The sequence below is a fragment of the Okeania hirsuta genome (assembly GCF_003838195.1).
Lineage (GTDB): Bacteria > Cyanobacteriota > Cyanobacteriia > Cyanobacteriales > Microcoleaceae > Okeania > Okeania hirsuta.
This window is the reverse complement of record NZ_RCBY01000119.1, coordinates 1-24522: the sequence shown is the minus strand read 5'-3', so window position 1 is coordinate 24522 and position 24522 is coordinate 1. Positions and strand designations below refer to the sequence as shown.

Sequence of the window (24522 nt, the reverse complement as noted above, 5' to 3'; positions counted from 1 at the left end):
GAGTAGATGTTGGGAGATTGAAAGAATTTACTCCTTGATTTATACCTCCTCCTTTTCCCTGGTGCAAAAATTGAGTTTCATCTGAAAGTTCTTGAGATTTTGGGGTAGATGTTGGGATGTTGAAAGAATTTACTTCTTCCTTCTTACCTCCTCCTTCTTCCTTGCCTAAAATTCTCTCGAATGTTTTGAGATAATCCCGATTTTGTCTAAGAATTTTTCGGAGATTTTCCGCATCATATTTTAAGAGTGCTTCACAAAAAGCTGGAGAGATTTTTTTCTCCGTTAATAAATGGAGTGATGAGTAGTTAGTATAAAAATTGAGGTGAAATTTCTGAGCAATAATTTGGAGAGAAGCAAAAAAGAAATTTCTATCAATCTCTCAACATCTACCCAAATATCTCAAGAACTTTCGGATGAAACTGAATTTTTTCAGCAGCAAGAAGTAGAAGGGGTAAATCAAGAAGTAAATTTCCTCCTTTTCCCTGGTGTAAAAATTCAGTTTTGTCTGAGAGTTGTTGAGATGTTTGAGTAGATGTTGGGAGATTGAAAGAATTTACTCCTTGATTTATACCTCCTCCTTTTCCCTGGTGCAAAAATTGAGTTTCATCTGAAAGTTCTTGAGATTTTGGGGTAGATGTTGGGATGTTGAAAGAATTTACTTCTTCCTTCTTACCTCCTCCTTCTTCCTTGCCTAAAATTCTCTCGAATGTTTTGAGATAATCCCGATTTTGTCTAAGAATTTTTCGGAGATTTTCCGCATCATATTTTAAGAGTGCTTCACAAAAAGCTGGAGAGATTTTTTTCTCCGTTAATAAATGGAGTGATGAGTAGTTAGTATAAAAATTGAGGTGAAATTTCTGAGCAATAATTTGGAGAGATTTAACTGTATATATAGATATGTGTTGACCTTCATCGGTAGCGTAGTACCACCACTGATTAGGTTTAGGATTATTTGGCGGTAATATTTCTGTGCTGAAGAGAATATTTTGGGAGTAATTTAAAATTTCTCGAATATCAGAAATAGGATTAACTAAATGTTCTAGTAACTCAAAAGCAGTAACTAACTCATATTTTTGATTTGGAGTAGCTTTAAAGTTTTGGGCAAAGAGATTTTCACAGTATTTGTCTTGCCAATCAAACTTGTATTTAATATCCCGCATCAACCTAACAAATAAACCATATCCCCCACCGAAGTCGAGGAATTTTTCCTCTGAGTCAAACAGTCGATCGATAATATTCTTTGTAACTTGAGATAACATCAAATTTCTAAAGATTAAACCCTCATCACTAGAGGCGATCGCTTGAGAATAAGCTTCACTTAACCAGTAAGGATATTCTGTTTGGATAAAGTTGCAGTTTTGACATTGAAAGTAGTCGATTTTATATTTTTTGTTGAGGATATGAGCTTCAGAAAATTTTAAAGAAATAGATTCACATATTTTGCATTTCATCATCTTTTTGTATCTAGGTTTATTCATTGTCTTAATATTTATATTGGTTAAGTCTAACAGATTTGACTATCTATCTATATATAAGCGATCGCTTATCTATCTGTCTCAGTAAAAGAGGAGTTATATAGAAGAAGTTCTCATCATTTTACTTGGATGGGGGTTAGCTAATACCGTTTCACGGAAGTTATAAGTCAAAATCAAAAGCGAGGTTGATTTTCTCTAGATTACTTTCAGAGGGTAATGGATTTTTTTATCTTGGTGAGAGTTATGGTTTAAATATATATGTCATCTGACTCTTGACTGTAGAAAAAATCAAAATATCGCCAAATTTTCCCATATAATGCTCTACATATATAGATGTATAGAGAGTGCTGATAATTTGTGATTAATTTTCTTCGATAGAGCTGAATATATCTCATTCCCATTCAAATTTTTCTGCTTAAAAGCTGAGTTATCTCAGAATTTAAATGGCTGTGAGTTATTGGTTTTCTCTAGATTACTTTCTGGGGGTAATTGATTTTTTTACCTTGGTGAGAGTCATGGATTAAATGTATATATCTGACTGGTACTCTCCTAAAAATATCTGTTACTATCCCTGTTTTTGACTTGAGAAAAATTTTGCAAAATTCCAAAATATACTGCTCTACATATATATGTATAGAGAGTGCTGATAATTTGTGATTAATTTTCTTCGATAGAGCTGAATATATCTCATTCCCACTCAATTTTTTTCTGCTTAAAAGTTGAGTTATCTCAGAATTTGAATGACTGTGAGTTGTTGATTTTCTCTCGATTACTTTCTGAGGGTAATTGATTTTTTTACCTCTCGGTAAGAGTTAGGGTTTAAATATATACCTCACCTGACTCTTGACTGTAGAAAGAATCAAAATATCGCCAAATTTTCCAATATATATAGAGAGTACTTAGATTTGGTAGTTAATTTTCTTTAGTGGAGTTGAAAATATCTCATTCCTATTCAAATTTTTCTGCTTAAAAGTTGAGTTATCTCAGAATTTGAATGACTGTGAGTTGTTGATTTTCTCTCGATTACTTTCTGAGGGTAATTGATTTTTTTACCTCTCGGTAAGAGTTAGGGTTTAAATATATACCTCACCTGACTCTTGACTGTAGAAAGAATCAAAATATCGCCAAATTTTCCAATATATATAGAGAGTACTTAGATTTGGTAGTTAATTTTCTTTAGTGGAGTTGAAAATATCTCATTCCTACTCAAATTTTTCTGCTTAAAAGTTGAGTTATCTCAAAATTTGAATGTCGGAGGGTAGTTAATTTTTTATCCCTCGGTGAGATTCATGGGTTAAATATATATAGTCTGACTAACACTCTCCTAACAATATCTATGACAACTGATAACTGATAACTGATAACTGATAACTGATAACTGATAACTGATAACTTAGCAGTCCCTATTACTGTATTTGATATATCAAAAGCTAAAAACTCAGGCAATGCCAGTTTTTTTTTCCTTATTCCTTCTTCCTTCTTCTTTCTTCCTTCTTCCTTCTTATTGAAAAGTTTTTGAGAAATGGTATTATTTTGAGCAGTTTAAATTAGAGAAGATGACTCAGACTAGATTTAATTCTTCAGAAAATTCCATTCACCAAGAACTTCTAAAATTTATACCTGCTGATGCTAAAGTTATTATCGAATTTGGCTGTGGTAATGGCACAATAGCTTCTCAATATAAACAGATTAATCCTCACTGTTATTATATTGTCATTGAATCTAATCCAGATTTTGCTAAAAATTCTGTCTTACAAGTAGATAAAATTGTTGTAGGAAATTTACAACAAAATCTTTCGACTCTAAATATCCAACCAGAAACAGTAGATTGTCTGATTTATGGTTTAGATTTAATGGCGATCGCTCACCCGACTGAAGTTTTGAAATATCATCAAACTTGGTTAAAAAATAATGGTCAAGTTTTGGCTATTGTACAAAATGTACAGCATTGGTGCAGAATTTTTAATTTGCTTAAAGGTGGTTGGGAAAATTCGGAAATAATTCGTCATTGGTTTACTCTGGAAAGTCTAAAGTCATGTTTCGCTAATGCAGGTTTACAAGTATATGAAATACAAACTCGTGGTGAAAAAGGAGAGGAGTTTCAACGGTTTCTCCAAGTAACTGAAGGTCTGGTTGATGCTTTGGGTTTGGACTCAAAAAAGTTCGCTACTCAGACCGCTGCTGAATATTTCATTGCACGCGTCACCAAATCTCCTATCCATCCCCGGAGATTATTAATTCAAACGATAATTATGGACCCGAAAGTTTGTGGTACTGTCAGAGTTTTGGAACCAGACCGCTTTAGCGCTACTATTCCTGGGGTGAGAACTTTTTCTGCTGCGAAAACTGCTGACTTAAATATAGGGTTGCCTCAAGAAGAAAAGGTGTTTATCTGGCAACGCACAATTTTAAATTATCCGTCTGACTTTCACAAACTTAAGTCTTTGCTAGAAAAGGATTATTTGATTGTGGCTGAAATTGATGATAATCCGTTACGTCGTCCTGAATATGCTGAAAATAATTATCTTAGCTATCGTGGTTGTCACTGTGTACAAACTTCTACCCCATCCCTAGCTAATTTTTTACGTCAATATAACCCCAACGTTGTAGTTTTTCAGAATCAGTTGGCTAAAATAGTACCTCTATATGAGCGCACACTTTCCCATAATAAATATCTTACCATATTTTTTGGAGCTGTCAACAGGGAAGCAGACTGGAAAGAAATTATGCCGATAATCAATCAAGTATTGTCAGATTATCAAGATAAAATTAGGTTCAAAGTCATCCACGATAAGTTATTTTTTGAAAGTTTAAATACAACCAATAAAGAATTTTATCCATTTTGTAGTTATGATAAGTATCTAGAGATTCTTGGTAGTTGTGACCTTAGTTTATTACCTTTAAATGACAACCCAATTAATCAAATGAAATCTGACTTAAAATTTGTTGAATGTGCAGGTTATGGAGTAGCTGTACTAGCTAGTCCAATAGTTTATCAAGATTCAATTATTGATGGTAAAACAGGTTTAATTTATCATTCTGTTTCAGATTTTGCTAGAAAATTGAGACAACTAATAACTGATGAAAATCTCAGAAAAAAAATAGCAATTAACGCTTATGATTGGGTGAAAAATAATCGTTTACTTTCTCAAAATTATCGTCAGCGCCGGGATTGGTATCTGCAAATGCGAGATGAATTAGCGCGTTTAAATGAACAGTTAAAAAATCGTGTTCCAGAATTATTTGATTATTAAAAACTTGAAGTATTATTTTTGAAGGAGCTAGGATACAGAAAGGGGAGTGGGGAAGTAATACCAATTTGAAAAAAGAATGTGATGAATAATAAGTGCAATAAAAAGATTTTGCCGGAAATGTCCCTTTGACAAAAAAGAGAATTTACGACCTAAAAACTGGTATTGAAGCAATTCATTATGACTCCTGACTCGGTCCTTCCCCTCCTGGGAGGGGGAGGGGCGAGGGGTGGGTTGACTCCTAAGAAATAGCCTAACTCTTTGTAGCAAATATTTATCAAATTGGTATAAGGGAGTAGGGAGCATTTTTCTACCTTTTTCCCCTATTCTATTTCTGAATTTCCTGACTTCTGACTTTTGACTCCCATGCCAAAAACACATACCGCGTCAAAGATACCATAAGGGTTCTACAAAATTAAATACAGCAATTTTTACAGGTGTAATCGTCTGAATTATTTAGTTATAAAAAAAAATAGTATACTTTATTAGTCTATGTTTGTTTTCTAAAAAAATTAAATTATTAAAAACATAGTGTTTCAGAACTATTTAGGGTTTGCTGAAAAAGTCTTTTAGTAGGGTTAGGATACAGGAGACAGGAGACAGTAGAAATGGGAATGAGCGAGGAGGTAGGAGCTAAGTTTTGTCCCAAGATTGTTCTGCCCAAATCTTGACCAAAATCCGCTCATTTTTGAACCATTACCGCTTAAAAACTCGCACTTTTTGATACTTAAAAAGGCACTTACCTTTATTTATAAAGACTTTTAGATTTAATCAGCAAGCCCTATTTAGTTATCAAAAAAAAATAGTATACTTTATTAGTCTATGTTTATTTTCTAAAAAAATTAAATTATTAAAAACATAGTGTTCCAGAACTATTTAACAGATCAAAATTGACGTATGATTTTTGAATAAGCAGTTGAGCTGCCAGAAAAGTTAGTATTAGTATATTTTTCTACTCCTTACTCCCCTACTCCCTATTCCCTATTCCCTGTTCCCTATTCCCTCTTCCAAAAATGCGAATATTATTTACAATTGCTCATTTCTTTAACCCTGAAGGTAGCGGAAAACATGGTTCTTTACGCAAAGACCCGCAAACACGACGCATAGCATTAACTACCTGTTTAACTGCATTGCGTGCCTTATATGCTAAATCTCAGTACATAATTGATATTAGTAGACATCAAGCAATTCCAGCCAATCAAAATCATGGCCATGATATTGATATTATTGTTTGTACCACTAAAGGTCTTCATTTATTATCTCAAATTCCTTTGCCCTCAAATTTTCTGATGCACCACAGCACTAACGTAGAACCTATGTTACTAGGTTTTGAATGTCAGGAAGTAATGAAATCATGTCTTGGGAAATACGATTATTATTGTTACTTAGAAGATGATTTAATACTACATGATCCATGGTTATTTGTGAAGTTAAATTGGTTTAATCACCACACAGGAAATGGTAATTTACTTCAAGCAAATCGTTATGAAATTTCTCCTTTAGGAGCTATTCCCAAAGCTTATATAGATGGAGATTTAAAACCAGAAATAACAGCTAAATTTCAAAATATTCGAGAACAATATCAGCTTAAGGGAAAAATCATGGAAAAGGTAATTGCCTTTCATAGAACTCTTAACCCCCACTCTGGTTGCTATTTTTTGAATGCCGAACAGATGAAAAAATGGGCTAGTAAACCTTATTTTTTAGACCGAGATACCAGCTTTATTGGTCCGTTAGAAAGTGCTGCTACTTTAGGAATTATGCGGACTTTTAAAATTTATAAACCTGCTGCTGCTGATGCAAGTTTTCTAGAAATTCAGCATTTTGGCACTACATTTTTGAGTTTAATTGATAATCAAATAACATTGATTCAAGAACAAGCTCCAGCTAAGGAAAAAACTCAGAGTGAAGGTACAAATAAAGTAGAAAAACAAGTCAAAACAGAAACTAATCCAGAAAAAAATGAGGAGTGATTAAAAATCAATCACAGCCTCATAATTTTGCTTAATGCTAATAGATTATATTAGATAATAAAGATGTCAGATTGAAGTAGGTTAGGAGTACCATTGAGGCGAGCAATGGTAATAATAGGATTACTATCATCATTTTCCAGATTACCGTTAGGATCGTACTTTAACAGACCTGAACCAGCTAGTTCTGGGTCATCTGATGTGTCATTTGGATCTGTTTTTGGGTTTCGTTCATAGATAATAGTAGGACCGCTAGTTCGAGCAAAGCTATCTTCATAGTTATCACCTGGACCAACACCAGCAAAATCATTAATGCCAATAATTGAGTTTTTGCTGGAATTTTCCAAATTAAATCCATTCAAGTCTAGAAGTATCCGGTCATCAGAAGGATCGAAGTCTACGATCACACTATTTTCAGTGACACCCTCCTCAACGGCAAAATAAGCAAAGCTATCGTTACCTTGACCACCAATTAAGGAGTCCCCTGTACCATTAAGGCCAGCTGCAATATAGTCGTCACCAGCACCAGCAAGAATAGTATCAGTTCCTCCACGGCCAAATATAACATCATTCCCTGCACCAGCACTAATACTATCTCCTAATGAGTCATCTGCAGTACCACCCACAATGGAATCATCACCTGCTCCAGTAATTAAGGTATCTCCTCCATCACCACCACTTAAAGTGTTACTACCTTGAGTATCTTCTATGAAGAATGGTGCTGTACCTCCACCCTGAAATGCTATTACTGTATCGTTACCTTGTGTATTCCCAATTAACTGATCGCTTGTTCCACCAAACTGAATAAAGTCATTACCCGTACCACCATCAAAGAAGTTTGCCACACCAGCGTTGGTACTACCCAAAAGGATATCATTACCTGAACTACCAATCAGAGTAACTTCAATACTACCACCACCCGAAGCATTGGTACTGATGCTTGTAGCATCAATGGTATCGTCACCCTCGCCCCCATCCACACGACTAAAGATACCACTGAGACAATCATTTCCCTGACCACCAATCATAGTATCTGATAAAAAGCCTGATGCTAGAGTATCATCACCGGCACCACCATCTAATCTGTTTTGACCAGCAAAACCGGGAACAGTAACTGCTATACCATTAGTACTAAATTTATCTTCATTTTCTTCGATCAAACCAGTGATAATTAAGTCATCACCTTCACCACCAACCAAGGTATCTCTTGAAGCTTGGCCCCTGATAGTATCGTTGCCAGCTCCGCCATCTAAGGAATTTCTACCATCACCAAATGGCCCGACTGCACCTTGAATACAGTCATTACCTTCACCACCTATTAGAGTAGACCTTTCTATCGAAGTTAAAGCTATAGCTGTGCTATTAACAGGGGTACCTACAGATTCCTGATTTAGCTGAACTATTACATCATTGCCACGATCTCCACTTACACGGACTTGGCTACCCAAAGAATATAATGTGTCATTATCTCTACCGCCGTAGATAGTATCGCGATCGCCAAAAGCAACAACTAAATCTTCTTGTCGGTTTGCAGAAATAAAGTTTTGGCCTTGACCTGTGTCACCTGTAAATGTAGGTAAGGTGTCAAAATCAAGTGCCTCTACTACTTCCGGAGCAAAGACACTAATAGTGTCATTATCCCTGCCACCATAAAGACTATCTCTTGTGCCGATAAGTAGGATATCATTACCTTGATTGGCAGAGTACCAGTTATCTCCAATCAGGCCACGGAGAAAGTCATCTCCCTGACCTCCATAAAGGCTAGTACGGGAAACAGCTACTAAGGTATCATTTTCATCATCTCCAAATCCGAAACCAGCAGCAGCTTGGAATTCCAGGGAGTCACTCCCTGCACCACCTTCGAGAGTATCTGGTTGACCAGAGTTGTTAATACCAGAAGGACCCCTAGATACCAGTGTATCGTTTCCATCTCCACCTCTAGCTAGACTGCCACCTAGGGTAGAAGTAAATATAGTGTCGTCTCCACCAATACCATTAATCGTATCAGGTGCTATATTACCAGAATCCTCCTGATCGAAGCGATCGTCTCCATCAGTTAGCGTTACCATACCGTTTCACTCCTCTACATGGTTTATATCTAAAATATGGACAATTGTTTTGTTTGGCTCAACTACCAACAAATACCAGTAATTTTATATTCGGCTGTAGTTTAACCTGTTTATCTGGAATAAGTCTAGCCTTTTAACTACAAAAATTATCAGCCAAAATTTGGCCTACTATGTGCCTATGGGTTTACCATTATTGACTTTTAAGTACAATCTAGTATCTATACTAAGGCAGCATATTTTTAATGATTGATTATAGTGTTAACATTACCGGAGGACGTGGATTGTTGATTTTAGGTTCCCATATAGTATGGTTGATTTTTAAGGTATCTAGAGTTTAGATGAGGTTAGAGGTTGTTTTTTTTCTATACCTACATCTTTGATTTGTAAGGTGCGGTTAGCAACTTGATGAATTAGTTCTAAATGTTTTGCTAATAAGTTGGAAAGAGCGTATCGCTCTAAAACTGTTTTGCGGGCCTTGGCACGTATTTCTGCCATGCGAGTTGGATGATTCAACACTTCATCAATGCGGTCAGCTATTTGTTTGGGGGAGAAGAAGTCTACTAATAGGCCATTTTTACCATCCTCAATAACTTCCCTCACAGGAGGTGTATCTGAGCCTACAATTAGACAACCAGTGGATAGAGACTCAATCATAGACCATGACAGAACAAAAGGTCTGGTTAAGTAGATATGAACATCAGATGCTTGAATGACTTTTAAGTATAGACCATAGGGCAATGAACCAACGAAGTGAACTCGTGATAAGTCCAAGGGTATTTTTTCTAACATTTCTTGTTTGTAAGTTTTACCATTGGGCAAAGATTTACCGTAGCAAACTCTTTCAGAACCGACTACTACTACATGGCAGTTGGGCCTCCTTTCTTGGATATAGGCGATCGCTTCTATAAATTCTGGGAATCCCCGATAGGGTTCCATGCCTCGCGCTACATAAGTTACAAGTTCATCAACACCGGACAGGTCTAAATTAGGTAGTACTAATTTTGCCTCTGGATTGGGTTTAAAGTAATCAGTATCTACCCCATCGTGGAGTACAGATAGTTTGCTTTGGAGTTCTGTGGGAAATTGCGATCGCTGCCAATATGTGGGGGATAACCCCCAATCACAGGTGTACAAATCTATTAATATGGGAGCATTTTTTACTCTTATTCTGGCCATATCATCTACTGTCAAGGGTTCTGCCGGGTCGAAGTCAGCGTCAGAGCCATGAGAATGATAGAACCATTCAAAGTAGCAAAGAAGTGGGGTGTTCGGAAATGCTTCTTTGACAAATAAGGTGGGTCCCCAGCCAGAGTGGCCACAAATTATATCTGGCACAAACCCCTGTGCTTTGAGTTGTTCTGCGGTTCTAAATACGGCTTGTCCATAAATTACTGCACTTTCTAGGGGACGGACGTAGTGATGGGTTTCTGGACGTGGTTCGCGACTGGGTTTGAATAATGCTTTGTGAACTCCTGGTATTTTCCACTCTGGGCGTTCGTTTTTTGTGCCAAATACAACTTGATTATTAGGATTTGCTCCTAAGGCAGTAATAATATGACGATATTGAGCAGGAAAATTTGGGTGCAGGAAGAGATATTTCATAAGTTCTAAATTTGTATTATTAATGATTATTTTTTAATGTTTGAATGTAAGCATTTCCTGGGGACTGCTGCGCAAACAGCTATTAGCAGTCAGCTATCAGCAATTAGTAATTATTCATTACTTCTAGGGTTTAGTCAGGGAACGTATGGCAGTAACTTTTTATTTTTTCTCAATTTCAAAGGTTGCTTTTACCTTGCCTAAAATTCATAGCTGATAGTTAATAGCTGACGGCTTTTTGCTTACGTTTAAATAGGGTTTGCTGATTAAATCTTAAAGAATTGACTGATATTGGCTTTAGTCTTTTTATGATGTAAAAAAGTGCCTGGTATTACGTCCAAAACCCTCAAAATTTTAGCATAAAAGGCAGAATAATTGCAGAAAAATAACTCTGACAAATATATTTGACTACCTCCTAATTAAATTCTATTCTCCGTTCCTCCTAACTACTCCCCCACTTCCCTACTCCTCCACTCCCCTACTCCTTAAAAAGACTTTTTCAGCAAACCCTAAATAATGTCTGGTGCCTGGCATATCCATACACAATCTCTAGGAACTGAATTAGTATCTTGATGAATAATTTTGTATTTTAGATGGGATAGAAATTTCTCCATTATTGTATTAGTCATTACTGAGTGAGCGGTTCCGTTTCGTTTTCCCATAAGATTGTTATCCCAATCTTTGAGAAATCTTTGCCAACCTAGATCGCTGAGGGTATTTGTGTGGTGAAATATGCAAATTTTTTCTCCTCGTAATTTGGCGGGTATTTTGGTTAGGTAGTTAAAAATATCTCTGGGTTCTAAATGCACCATTGTGTCGTAACAAAAACAAACATCTGCTGTTTTTGAATCAATTTCATTTAATGTTATTCCATCAAGTTTTAGGTATTTGACTTTGGCTTCGCCGAGTCGATTTTTAGTAGCATTTAACATAGAATTGGAGATATCAGCACATATTAATTTTTGGCAATGTTTGAGCAACAATTCTGCTGTACGTCCTCCACCAATGCCTATTTCTAGTACTGTATGTTTTTCATTGATATATGGTGCTATAAATTTTTGTTCTATTAATTTTTCATATTCTGCTAATGAGTTGGCTGCCCCTGCTGCTTTACCTATCCATTCGTCACCTATATGAGTTAATTCGGGATAATCTTCATGCCATTTTTTTGCATATTCTTCCCAAGAATTTTCATAATCAATAGTCATAGTTATGTCGCTATATTTTGTCAATTTTTTGATTAAAGTTGCCAGTTTAGTTCAATACCTAAATACTTAGTTAATTTTTGATTATATGGTTGAAAATATGTTACTAATTGTTGGTATATTTCATCTCTAGGTTGTGAGTAATTACCAGAATTATATCTAAAATATGTTTCTGAGTGGTATGTAGGTAATTCTAGAAATTGAAATACTTTATTCATGGTTTCTAGTGGGTGGTTAAATAAGTCTTCACTCAGGAGAATGAGAAATTGTTCCTTGGGAAAAATATTCATCCAATTTTGTAGTTGTTCAATATATTTGCCTCTTGCTAGATATGTATAATGTTGATGATTAAAACTGTAATATGTTCCTGTTTGAATTATTTTTTCAACTTCTCCTTTTAGGCGATTTTGTTCGGCAGCGATCGCTTCTTTCAAAGTTAATTTTTCAGTTCCTAATCTAACTTCGTGATAATAATGAGATATTGCTCTTTCTGCTGGGTTTCTCAACAATATAATTAATTTCATCTGAGGATATATATCAAAAATTCGTTGGGGTACGAGAGGATGGAATAAATAGTAAGGGCTTGATTCTCCTGTAATTATTCCTGGCTCTAATTCGGGAAATTGCGATTGATACCATTTTAAATCCTTATCAAAATTTAAGTCAAAGTAATGAATTTCATGTTGTAAGGATGCTGCAACTAAAGGGTGTTGCACTAAATAGTTATATAAGGAATTAGTACCACATTTCTGAGCGCCAATTATCAGAAAATGTGGCTTTTGATAGTTGATTGGATAGTCGATTTTTTTGTGGAATTTGATACCAATATATTCCTTGAGTTTTTGGTTATAGGGTTGAAAGTATTCTGTTAATTGCTGGTATGTTTCAGAGTTAATGTCAGGTTTTTTTTCTTGATTATGATCGATATAATCATCTATTAATTCTGGCTTCAAATCGAGAAACTTAAATACTTTGTTCATAGTTTCTTGAGGATGATTAAACAAATCTTCACTTTGCAGAATTAAAAATTGTTCTTTTGGGAAAAATTTCATCCAATTTTGTAGTTGCTCGACGTATTTACCGCGAGATAAATATGTGTAGTGTTGATGGTTAAAGCTGTAATATGTTTCTGTTTCTATAATTTTCTCAACTTCTCCTTTTAAACGATTAGATTCTGTAGCGATCGCTTCTGATAAACTTAAAGATTCATAACCTAATTTCACTTCATGGTAGTAGTGATTGATTGCTCTATCTATAGGATTTCTTAGTATGACAATCAACTTTATATTAGGATAAAAATTGTAAACTCTTTGAGGAACAAGAGGATGAAATAAATAGTAAGAACTTGATTCTCCTGTAATTAAATCACTTTCTTCTTCCACTACAAATTGATTTTGATACCAGTTTATTCCTTGATGAAAATTTAGATCGAAAAAATGTAATGATGGTTGTTTAACTGCTGCTACTTTAGGATGTTGAAAAAGATACTTATGTAAGTAATTAACACCACATTGCTGCGCTCCAATTATCAAAAAATCAGGTTTTTTGGATTGTTCTTTTAATTTTTTATGTCGGAGAATACATAAGCAAAAATCACTTTTTAAACCTCCTGGAATTTCCATTAAAATTTTCTCAAATTCCAGTAATAATCTGATTATTGTTTCTCCTTTGGGGTCTTCAGTAACAAATTGATTACTATCTAGTAATTGATATAGTTCGTTAATTAATCCACCACCATAGTGATTCAAAACTTCTATATGAAAGTAGTATTTGATGAATGCCAATATCAATTTTGAACGTACTGCTTCAGATGGGTCTAGTGTAAATACTTCTTCAATACTTGGGCTTTTATATTTTGATACTTTGACAGATTTTAGACTATCATCAAAGCAATTATATATACGATTAATAATATCTAATTGTTGTTGTTCATAAATATTGAAACAATCACCAATATACTCATTTAAGATTACATAACCTTGAGGCTTTAAGCTATTTTTGATTGTGGACAAACAGTGTTCTAATTCTTTCACATGATGCAAAGAACCAAAGCACGTTATTAGGTCATATTTTTTGTTAAGAGTAAAAGTATTAAAATTATCTTGGTATAAATTAATTTTAACTCCGGCTTTTTCTGCATCTCTTCTAGCAATTGCTAATGCTGATTCAGAAAAATCAAAGGCATCAATATTCTTAGCTAAACCCAACTTAGCCATTAGTATTTCGTGATTACCAACGCCACAACCAATAGACAATAAACTATCAAATTTTCTGCCAGCAAAAAAATCTTCTATCAACCAAGCTAGCCAATATTTTTCTGTTTCGCCACCAGATATTCTTTTATTAATAGCTTTTTCAATAATCAAATTAGATACCCACTGATTACTATTTACTAAAGCTGCTTTTGGATTTGTTTGCCAATATTTTTGGGCTTGATTCTGATGCTGATGATTGAAACTCTTTTCTGACATATAAAAATTTTCTTTTAATTGTGAAATATTATATAGCAGGGAATATTGATATTATGCATTTTAATAACAATCAAATCCTCATATAGCAATTCCCAAGAAGCGTGAGGTTATTTCAGTTATCAGTTATCAGTTATCAGTACCTCTACAATAAGGAGGCTTGAAATCTGAAATATTCTCTTTTTTTATCCCCTTAAAAGGCTATCCATTACCAAATAATTAATAATTAAATAGGGCTTACCGATCAAATATAAAAGTATTTATATATAAAGGTTTGAGTATTTTTAGGCTCGAATTGCAGTGCCTCTGTTTCAGTTGAAAACGCTCAAAAAGCTAGTATTTTAGGCGTATAGTTGGGCAGAAAAATCATTCTTACAATTCTTACTCCTACCTCCTCGCTCCCCACCCATTTCTCCGTCTCCCCCTCCTGGGAGGGGTTAGGGGTGGGTTGTCTCCTGTCTCCTGTCTCCTACCTCAGCAAAAAGACTTTATTCAGCTTTCTGTGGTTTTTTTACCCTCAAAAAATACTCCTGCTGCTAAAATTTCTCTACCCTTTTCTCCTAATACAATATCTAAATTATCACCTTCTTGTACTAAAAAAGCGTGCCAATCTTCTAAACGTTCTTGCCATTCTTGTTGTTGAATATAAGGCCAGACAGTTTGAATAAACATCATCATACTATAGGATGGATAATGATGGGGAAAAATACCACTATTGATTTCTTCAAAGTCTGACAAAATTTTCCGTAAACCATGAATTGTCATATTAAAATAATGGCTGGGGTCAGCGTGAAGTGGTTGTAAAAATGCAGTATCAATAAATATTAAACCTCCTGGTTTTAAGATGCGATAAAGTTCTTTTGCGGTAAAAAATGGATTAGGTAAATGTTCAAAAACTGCATGACTAATTATGCCATCAAAGCAGTTATCTGAAAATGGTAATTTTAATGTTGAGCAGACGACATCTGTATATTGATATTGCTGCACATCTAAGTAACAAATATTTGGCTTTAGATATTCTTTTTGAGTGTTACCTGCGCCAAAATCTAAAACTATTCCATTTTCTCCAATTTTATTTAATACTGTTAAAATTCCTTCTGAGTAAGGATGGGTAGTTTCTGTTTCTGTGAGTTTAATAAATGGTAAATCTCCTGGTTGCAAAATATGAGGAGTATTGCTTCTTATCCATATAGGGCAATTTTTTTTATTACATGGTGTAGCTATATTTCCACATTGGGGACAAATTAATAGTTTTTGTAGGTTGAAAATTTTCTGTCGTTGAGGTTGGTTAGGGATATTTCCAATAATTTTAAATTGATTTTGAAATAATAATATTTTTTCTCTTCCATCGGCAAATATTTCTATTTTTATATCTGTCTCTGGTTTAATATTTTTTGGCAGTAAAAGCTCTCCCCCAAAACCACTATGACTAGCATATTTTTTTTCTGGAAAAGCAGCAGCTACATCTGGTCGATATCCACCATGTAAAAGGGAGGCATAAGGTTTTCCATTTAGATAAATACTTAGTTGAATATTGAAATTATTTTCAGAAATGTACCAACCAGAAAATTTAGTTAAGTAATGTATTTCTGTGCTTTTAGGAAAATCTAGATTAAACATTATTTATTTTCATAATTTGCCAGTTTTAAGACCAATTTTTCATACTTTAACTACAAATTTTGACTTAAAAATTACCAAATAATAAAGATTTAAAGGCTCTCCTTTAAAGTAGAAAAGCGGTCAAGGGATGGCTAGATATCCCCCCCATATCCAATCGATCAAGAGAAAATAAAAAATTTTTCTTTTAGTCAATTTTCTTCTTTTCAAGGAAAGGTAATTGTTAATTATTAATTTTAGAATGCTTTGTTTTCTCTATCATTGGTTTCTCAAGTTTTGAACTTCTTCTAAACTTAAACCTGTATTTTGACTAACACTTTTTGCATCTAAAAATTCTAGTAATCGTTTGGCAATTTCGATTTTAGCTTCTCGATTACCTTGCTCAATTCCTTGTTTTATGGCTCTTTTTATAGCATTTTTTTTGTCGGCGATATAAGTTTCCCGTGCCTCTAAATTTTCAAATTATTCTCTAGTCAAACCAGCTTGATTAGCAACTTCAAATGCTTTATGAATTTCTGGAACTTCCCTCATTTTTTCTGGCACAGAATCTAAACTATTCGCACTTTTGAGAAAATACAGCCATTTATCAGTAATTGTTGTTAATTATGAGATTTATTTAGTAAATTTGGGCAATTCCACAAAGACTAATTCAATGTCATAAATAGGATAGTCTATTCAATAATCTTTTTCCTTGAGCAAAAAGCGAGAAATAATTTTATCTAATCCAGAAAACATTTCAAAATCTGTAATAGTTAAGCCAATAACATAATTTAGCAAAGTGTAATCTTCTCCTGAATCTAACTGAGTAGGATAAGCTTTAGCTACATTATATAAAATCCGCTTTTCAAATCCTTCTAAGTTCAAAACTTACATTTCAATAATTACAGTTTTTTCACCAGTAATTTTGGCTTTAACATCTAAATAAGTATCTTTTAAACCTCGAATTTTAGGTACGAGATAGGGGTTGAGGATTTGTAGGTCTTTGATAGTAGGATTACTGTCATAGAGGATGCTGTTTAGGAAACTAATTAAAATGTCTTTACTTTGTTCGGAACCAAATATTTTCTTGAAGGCAAAATCTGTTTTGGGATTAATAAAAATCATTGGTTTGACCTCTTGAGGGAGTAGAGGAGTAGGGGAGTAAGGGAGTAGGGGAGTAGGGGAGTAGGGGAGTAGGGGAGTAGGGGAGTAAAATTAAGCTTTAAATACCCTTATTTTTCTAGAAAACAAGAGTCTAAAAAAGTGTTTAATGACTCCATAACCAAAGTCAAGAGTAACACAAAATTGGAAATTATTAGTAACATTAAACCCACTAATTAATCCGTACATCTGTGCCATAATCCCTGTGTGCTAATTTATCTAAAGAAAAGTATGCTTCTCTGAATATTTGACCATAAGTTTCTGTCATTTCAGCAAAAGTATTTAATGACTCCAGTACATATTTAGAATTATCTGCGAGTCGATGACGCAATGCTTCATCTATCAATAAAGATGTCAAAACATTTGCTAATTCTTCTGGGTTATCGGGAGTATAGAATAAACAAATGTTTTGACATCTTTATTGATAGATGAAGCATTGCGTCATCGATCAATAAAGATGTCAAAACATTTGCTAATTCTTCTGGGTTATCGGGAGTATAGAATAAACCATTAATATTTGGTTTTACTTGTTCAACTATGCCAAATACTGGAGTAGTAATTATGGGTAAATTATAAGCCATTGCTTCTAATATGACTCTTGGGAAACTCTCGACCCGAGAAGTACAAACAAATATATCTGCTGCTTGATAATATTTGGCTGTTTCTGGAGTTTCTTTGACTATTTCTACTCGCTGTTGAATTTCTTCTGGTAATTCAGTCAAAAGTTCGTGTAATTTTAAACTGTAAAGATTTGGGCGATCGCCTACTATAAAACATTTGATTTTTTTACTTTCTGTTTCAGGGATAAATGATAAAGCTTTTACTAAATCTTGTTGACCTTTCCTTTCACAAACAGTACCTAATAATAGAATGACAATTTCATCATTTTTTACTTCTAAAGCTGACCTTGCTGATTGTTTTGACCATTTATGAACTGCGGATTTTAATAATTTTAAATCTAAGCCATTATGTACAACAGTAAAATTGTGATGACTATTCAAAGGTAAGTATCTATTTCGAGTAGCATCTGCCACAAAAATTACTCGATAAGGATAGCGGAAACATTCTAATGCTCTAGCAGCTATATCTGTGCCAAACCGATTAAAATAAGTTTGCCAAGGCTCACTTTCATGTACATTCCAAACACTAGGAATATTTAACATCTGAGCCACATCTACCATGAAAAAATTTTCTAAAGTATTGACATACATAACATCAATATTTAGTGCTTTTATTTCTTTAGCAAAACTAGCTAAAGCTTCATCATAAATATCTCTTTGATAAATATGTTCTAGTGGATTATCCCGAACAACTACCTGAATATTATGTTGTTCATAAATTTCTCTCAATTCTCCATCATTGACAGAAAAAATTATTGGTTCAACAATTCCATCATCTGCCAATTTTAGGGCAATTTCTAATTGATGAAGTGGTGCACCAGTTAAATCTAAGGAATTACTACACATCAATAATTTAATTCTGGGAAAAATGTCTTTCATTTCAGCGAGTAAATTTTCCTCAGTATAATTAACCAGTTCGTTTATTGGTGTTTTATTTTGAGAATTTGCCTCTAGTTTCGGATTATTTATTGGTGATTTTTGCTGAGACTCATCTACTTTTGCCTGACTATTTATTTCTAGTTCATTTTGAGAATTTGCCTCTAGTTTCGGATTATTTATTGGTGATTTTTGCTGAGACTCATCTACTTTTGCCTGACTATTTATTTCTAGTTCATTTTGAGAATTTGCCTCTAGTCCCAGATTATTTATTTGTGATTCTTTCTGAGGATTGTTATATTCTGACTCCTGACTCCTGACTCCTGACTCCTGAATAAAATATCGCCTTGGTTGAATTTCAAATAACTCACTTTCGAGAGAAAAATGAGGACTATAAAACCTATCTACCATCTGAGAATATTTCTGACGATAATTTGCTTCTTCCTGAGGATTATCAGAATAACCGCGACTTGTTCCTTCCTTATGAATTAATTCAGCATCAGGACAATAAACTGAACGATAACCATTTTCCAAAAGTCGATAACCATAGTCAGCATCATTATAAGCAACGGCAAAATTTGACTCATCAAAACCACCCAAATCTAAAAATAATTGCCGGGAAGTTAACATACAAGCAGCAGTTACCGCCGAATAATTTCTTGACACAAAAGCTTGAGAAAGATAACCCCTATTTTCACTATGTAATAATTTAAAAGCATGACCTGCTAAACCATGATGTAAACCATGAATTACTCCTGCGTGTTGAATCCTTTTATCGGGATATATTAATTTGGCACCCACTGCTCCAACACCAGGGAATTGTGCATAACCAATCATTTGACTTAACCACTGAGGAGAAATAACCTCCGTATCGTTATTTAAAAATAGAATATATTCACTACCAACCTGTTCTACAGCACGATTATTAATCGCAGCAAAATTAAACTTACCCCCACTGTTAGGAATAGAAATAACCGATATATTTGCCGACCCAGAAAACGAACTTTTCAGATTTGCCAAATATTCTAAAGTCTCAGACTCATCACTTTCATTATCAATCACAAATATTTGATAATTCTGATAAGTTGTCTTTTTCAAAGACTCAATACAAGACTTCAATAATTTGACTTGATTTTTAGTCGGAATAATAATACTTACCGACTTACCTTCGTCCGGAAAAGTAGCTTTAAAAATTCCCAAATTTTCTCGCACTGCCCAATCTGGTTGATAAATATCTCCCTTCACACCACGACGTTTTAAACTTTCTTGAACCGCTCTTTCACCTGCTAGAAAACTTTTCGGTTTTTCCCCACCAGAAATAGCAGTCGAACCAGGAGAAGTTCGCCAATGATATAACACCAAAGGTAAATGCCCAACTTCGCAAGAAATTTCCGTTGCTCTTAAAGCAAAATCATAATCTTGAGAACCTTCAAAACCAATTCTTAAACCTCCAACTCTCTCAAAAATTTCTTTTCTAACTACGCACAAATGACCCATATACATATAAGAAAGTAACAGCTCTGGAGAATATTCCGGTTTAAATTGAGGGTCGAATCTTTTGCCTTCTGTATTTATTTTGTCGTCGTCCGAATAGAGAAAATCTGTTTCTGGATTTTGACTTAAATATAAAGCCACTTCTCCCAAAGCATCAGGAGTAAGTTCATCATCATTATCTAGGAAGAGAATAAAATCTCCCGTAGCAAGTTCAGCAGCAGAATTCGTCGCAGCACTAATATTTCCATTTTCAGAACGGAATATTAATTTAATCCGAGCATCTTTCTCAGCCATTTCTGTCAGAAATTCCCGAATATCTGGATTACTACTACAATCATCCGCTATACAAAATTCCCAATTTTGGTACACTTGGTTTAGTACACTGGCTATTGCTTTGTCTAAAAATTCCAAAGGTGGGTTATAAACTGGCATGACCACAGAAATTTTAGGTAAAGTTACCTGGCAACCCTCTAACCGAGAAATTAAATATTGAAGGGAGCGATCGCCCCAGTTATTTACGGCCAACCAAGCGTCATAAACATCCATAGTTTCTGACACCATAAATCCGGGAGGCGCGAATAATTCTCCTTCTTGCCATTGTTGTTGTCGATATATCTGTAATATTTGTCTGGCAATACCAGGTAATTCTGAAGGTAGAGGGATGATGCGACCCAACCTTTGCTTCCTTTCCGCAGTCCGTTTCCCAATAGCTTTAGCAAATTTGGATAACTTCTCGAATTTATCTTTAACTTTTTCCCAGAAACTATAACGTCTTAGTTTTAAAAATTCTGAGCAAGGGAAACCAACTATTTCCCCATTTTCTAAATGTGCTTCTAAACTAACTTGCCATTTTCCGACTGGAAGTTCCACCGTTGCCTCAAACCCACTATCCGAACTTCCCACCAAATCAGGGAAAACTGCTCCCACATCTTTTCGATGCAAACCATAAGCACAGTCTACGGAAATATCCCCACATTTGAGAACTAATTTTGTGATTTTCTGCTCTGGGTGGCAACACCAACCGGCAAATAAAATTACCCCCTCCCCTTGTTGCCAGTCTGTAGGTGCATCAAAATTTGCTTCGACTGTAGATACTGATATTGGATAGGAGGCAAATTTATGCCACTTTCCTTTTTTATCCTGTGCTTCGAGAATTAATTGATAATTTCCTGGGGAGAGTTGTATATATACTTGGAAACCAGAGTTTTCCGAAGCAGGAATGTCTGGATATTCTTGGGCAACATCTGGTCGCGAGATACCATAGTTACCAGGAAAAATTTCGCCTCCCACTTTGGCACGAATAGTTTGGATGTTAAGACTACCGCTATGGAAACACCAACCTACTATTTGTATCTGGGAGTTAGAAATTTTCCAGTTAGTAGGGGAGTCGATGGAGAAAAATAAGTGCTGTGATAGCTTGCTTAATTTCCCTTTCAGACCAAACCACTTTTCCCGCAGTTTCCAAAACTTGGAAGATTTCATGGCAGACATTTCCACCCTAAGTGTTTCAGTTTCTAGATGTTGGACGTTTAATTCAGCTTGAATTTGCTCTAGTTGAGTTTGAGTTTGCCCTAATTCTGTTTCTAAAAGTTGAATTTTATCCTGAGATTGGACTAATTTTACTTGAGTACCATTTAATATTCCTTCTGTTTTTCCTAATTCTGTTTCTAAAAGTTGAATTTTATCCTGAGATTGGACTAATTTTACTTGAGTACCATTTAATATTCCTTCTGTTTTTCCTAATTCTGTTTCTAAAAGTTGAATTTTATCCTGAGATTGGACTAATTTTACTTGAGTACCATTTAATATTCCTTCTGTTTTTCCTAATTCCGTTTCTAACAGTTGAATTTTACTTTGAGACTCTTGTAACTTAGCGATATTACCGTTAAGTTGTTGTTGAGTTTGACCAAATTCTGTTTCTAAAAGTTGAATTTTATCCTGAGACTCTTGTAACCTAATTTTATTTCTTTCAAATTGAACTTGGGTTTGCCCTAATTCTGTTTCTACCCCTAATAACTTTTTCTGAGATTCAGTTAGTTTTACCAGAGTACCATCCAGTTGAACTTGAGCTTTACCTAGTTCTGTTTCTAGACCTAATATTTTGGCTAAAGCTTCTTGAAATCTTGTCGCTGAGTTATCGAGTTGTGCTTGAGTTTGACCTAAATCTATTTCTAATCCAATGATTTTCTTTTGAGACTCATCTAGTTTAATTTTTGTACTTTCAAATTGTGCCTGAGCTTGCCCTAGTTTGATTTCTAATGTGGAAATTTTGGTTTGATGTTCTTGGAATTTTCTTTCTTTACCGTCAAGTTTAGTTTGGGTTTCACCTAGTTCTCTTTCTAGTACTTCTAATTTTTTAACAGACTCTTGGAGTGTAACTTCTCTGCTATCCAGTTGTTGCTGAGTTACACCCAGTTCTTTTTCTAGATTATGTACTTTATGCTGTGCTTCTTGGAAAATTTCTTGCCATTTTTTCAAGTCTGTTTCTAACAGATTAATTTGTTTTTCTAAACCTCGAATATTCGACCAATCTTGAAATTCCCAGAATTGGCGATTGTTCTGGATATTTGTGATTAATTCTGCTCCTGACTCGCCACCTAAACCTATTTTTTCTAGTTGTTGATAAATCTCTAATGTTTCTGGGAAATATTTTTCTATTAGGTTAGGTCTACTGGTTTTAATAATATCCTTTACTAACAAAGATTCTTCAAAATTTCCTGGGGTAGGTGTTGGTAAGTCTATTTCAAACTTATCATTAACTGCTTGAATAAAACCTTCAGGATTTTTGCCAATACTATCAACCTTTGCTATTAAACATTGCTGATAAAAATTTTGATAAAAATCTAAGATTCTTTGATTAGAATTCAGCCACATTTTTACAGCTATTTCTGGCTGTTCCAATAAATTTTCATCCGTAGCTCGTCGATAAAGTGAATCTACTACTTCCCACGGCGAACGATAGACAAAAATAAACTTAGCATCTGGTAATAAGTTTAACCAAAAGTTTAAAAATAATGTTGTTCTTGGGTCTTTCCATCCCCAGCTTTTTCCTAAATTATCTTGAGCTTCTTCACGGTTTTTAATTAATCGTTTAGCCGCCTTTAAATATTGTTTCTTGACGGGAATTTCTGTAATTTCAACATTACTTCCTAAATCATCCAAACCTTGGGAACCTAATATTCCTTTTTGCAGTTCCACAAATTCGATATCTTCAAAATGCCCCCTAATATTTCCATATTCCGGCCTCACTAATTTCTCTCCAATATTTACCCCTACACTATGAAATAAAGAAGCTGTTAATGAGGTTCCCGAACGGTGCATTCCTGTAATAATAAAAACTGTTGATTTCATCTAATTTTTATCCTGATATTAAGCAAAGTTGTAAGCAAACAGCTATCAGCTATCAGCTATGAGTTATTATCGCACCTAAGTCCGAATTAGTCTCCAAAGAGAATTAAAAGTTATGTTTACTTCTGCATTTCCTACCGAAAGAAAGCAGAAGTTAAAAGTCATACATTTAAAAGTCAATCATTTTTGATTTGTAATTGTTTGAGAATTTTGTAACTGGTCAGTTATTTACGCCATCTTGTACTAGGGATATTCTGTCTATAATTACAGCATTTAACTTGACAACTACTTCTCCAGAATACTGAGGAACTTCTACTTCTATTACTGCATATAATTTCATTGAATTTTTCTCCTGATGTTAGGCAAAATTGGCAATATTTCAAGATACCATTACTTTTTGTTCTGCTGCTAGTGCTAGTGCCACTACACGGAAGTTAAAAGTCTAGCATTTAAAAGTCAATCATTTTTGATTTGTAATTGTTTGAGAATTTTGTAACTGGTCAGTTATTTACGCCATCTTGTACTAGGGATATTCTGTCTATAATTACAGCATTTAACTTGACAACTACTTCTCCAGAATACTGAGGAACTTCTACTTCTATTACTGCATATAATTTCATTGAATTTTTCTACTGATGTTAGGCAAAATTGGCAATATTTCAAGATACTATTAATTTGACAACTACTTCCCCAGAATACTGATAAATTTCTACTTCTACTACCCCATATAATTTCATCTAATTTTTCTCCTGATTTTAAGCAAAATTTGCAAAATTCCAAGATACCATTACTTCCTGCTCTGTTGCTAGGGATATTCTATCTGTAATTACAGTAGTTAATCTGACAAATACTTCCCCAGAATACCGAGGAATTTCTACTTCTACTACCGCATAATTAGTTTTGCCAAATATATGATTGTGATTAAAAGGAATAGTTTTTTGCACTAATATTTTTCCATCCTCACTCTTAATAATCTCAATTTCACATTCTATTGAATAAGCAGCAATAGGTTCTATTTGTGGATAAACTCGAAATCTTTTTTGACCTTCAATTTGAAATTTAATTTCAGTCTGACACTTATCACTACCCGGCAGAATTTTTTCAGCAAATTTCCAAGTTTCTCCACTATCAAAAAAAGGTAGTTCCTCAACCTCTGTTTTTACTTGCCTATTTGTTTGGCTATCCGACAAATTTTTAGTTTCTTCATTATCAGATATGAGTATTTTTTCCGCTTCTATCTTTTTTACTATTATTTCTTCCTTTGCATTTCCAACTTCTTCCTCCTTGCCAAAATTCTTAACTTCTAACTTCTGACTTCTGACTTCTGAGACTTCTAACTTCTTCCTTCCAACTTCTTCCTTCCAACTTCTTCCTTCCAACTTCTTCCTTC

Annotated in this window: 13 protein-coding genes; 2 read left to right on the top strand and 11 right to left on the bottom strand. The window is 34.4% G+C overall.

Going from position 1 to position 24522, the window contains the following annotated elements; translation table 11 throughout:
* Positions 1 to 386 precede the first annotated feature (386 nt).
* Positions 387 to 1478 (bottom strand): class I SAM-dependent methyltransferase, encoded by a 1092-nt coding sequence (locus D5R40_RS19050; protein ID WP_240041618.1) that lies wholly within the window; start codon positions 1476 to 1478, stop codon positions 387 to 389.
* A gap of 1553 nt (positions 1479 to 3031) precedes the next feature.
* Here D5R40_RS19050 and D5R40_RS19045 point away from each other — a divergent pair.
* On the top strand, positions 3032 to 4729 hold the full coding sequence (locus tag D5R40_RS19045) for a methyltransferase domain-containing protein (RefSeq protein ID WP_124143827.1): 1698 nt from the start codon (positions 3032 to 3034) through the stop codon (positions 4727 to 4729).
* A gap of 1010 nt (positions 4730 to 5739) precedes the next feature.
* The gene (locus D5R40_RS19040) at positions 5740 to 6699 is read left to right on the top strand and encodes a calcium-binding protein (protein ID WP_124143826.1); all 960 of its coding nucleotides are present in this window, start codon (positions 5740 to 5742) and stop codon (positions 6697 to 6699) included.
* A gap of 50 nt (positions 6700 to 6749) precedes the next feature.
* On the opposite strand, the gene D5R40_RS19035 is transcribed toward D5R40_RS19040, so the two are convergent.
* The 10 genes from D5R40_RS19035 to D5R40_RS35570 all read right to left on the bottom strand — a co-directional run.
* Complete coding sequence (locus D5R40_RS19035) at positions 6750 to 8765, bottom strand: calcium-binding protein (RefSeq protein WP_124143825.1); 2016 nt, start codon at positions 8763 to 8765, stop codon at positions 6750 to 6752.
* Between the two features lie 327 nt (positions 8766 to 9092).
* Positions 9093 to 10367, bottom strand: coding sequence for a glycosyltransferase family 4 protein (locus D5R40_RS19030; protein WP_124143824.1), 1275 nt, complete (start codon positions 10365 to 10367; stop codon positions 9093 to 9095).
* Positions 10368 to 10873: 506 nt separating this feature from the next.
* Positions 10874 to 11596 (bottom strand): class I SAM-dependent methyltransferase, encoded by a 723-nt coding sequence (locus D5R40_RS19025; RefSeq protein ID WP_240038818.1) that lies wholly within the window; start codon positions 11594 to 11596, stop codon positions 10874 to 10876.
* A gap of 8 nt (positions 11597 to 11604) precedes the next feature.
* Complete coding sequence (locus D5R40_RS19020) at positions 11605 to 14040, bottom strand: sulfotransferase domain-containing protein (RefSeq protein ID WP_124143823.1); 2436 nt, start codon at positions 14038 to 14040, stop codon at positions 11605 to 11607.
* A gap of 489 nt (positions 14041 to 14529) precedes the next feature.
* Positions 14530 to 15657: a methyltransferase domain-containing protein gene (locus tag D5R40_RS19015; RefSeq protein ID WP_124143822.1), complete on the bottom strand. Its 1128-nt coding sequence runs from the start codon at positions 15655 to 15657 to the stop codon at positions 14530 to 14532.
* Positions 15658 to 16329: 672 nt separating this feature from the next.
* Positions 16330 to 16518 (bottom strand): hypothetical protein, encoded by a 189-nt coding sequence (locus D5R40_RS42065; protein ID WP_338043139.1) that lies wholly within the window; start codon positions 16516 to 16518, stop codon positions 16330 to 16332.
* A gap of 3 nt (positions 16519 to 16521) precedes the next feature.
* Positions 16522 to 16758, bottom strand: a complete 237-nt coding sequence (locus tag D5R40_RS42060) for an Rpn family recombination-promoting nuclease/putative transposase (RefSeq protein ID WP_338043138.1) — start codon at positions 16756 to 16758, stop codon at positions 16522 to 16524.
* A 208-nt stretch (positions 16759 to 16966) separates the two neighbouring features.
* A complete protein-coding gene (locus D5R40_RS19005) occupies positions 16967 to 17152 on the bottom strand; it encodes a hypothetical protein (RefSeq protein ID WP_124155052.1) in 186 nt (61 codons plus the stop codon).
* A gap of 22 nt (positions 17153 to 17174) precedes the next feature.
* A complete protein-coding gene (locus D5R40_RS19000; protein ID WP_124155051.1) occupies positions 17175 to 23135 on the bottom strand; it encodes a glycosyltransferase in 5961 nt (1986 codons plus the stop codon).
* 752 nt (positions 23136 to 23887) lie between these two features.
* A partial coding sequence (locus D5R40_RS35570; protein WP_161564379.1) for a hypothetical protein occupies positions 23888 to 24522 on the bottom strand: 635 nt, incomplete at its 5' end.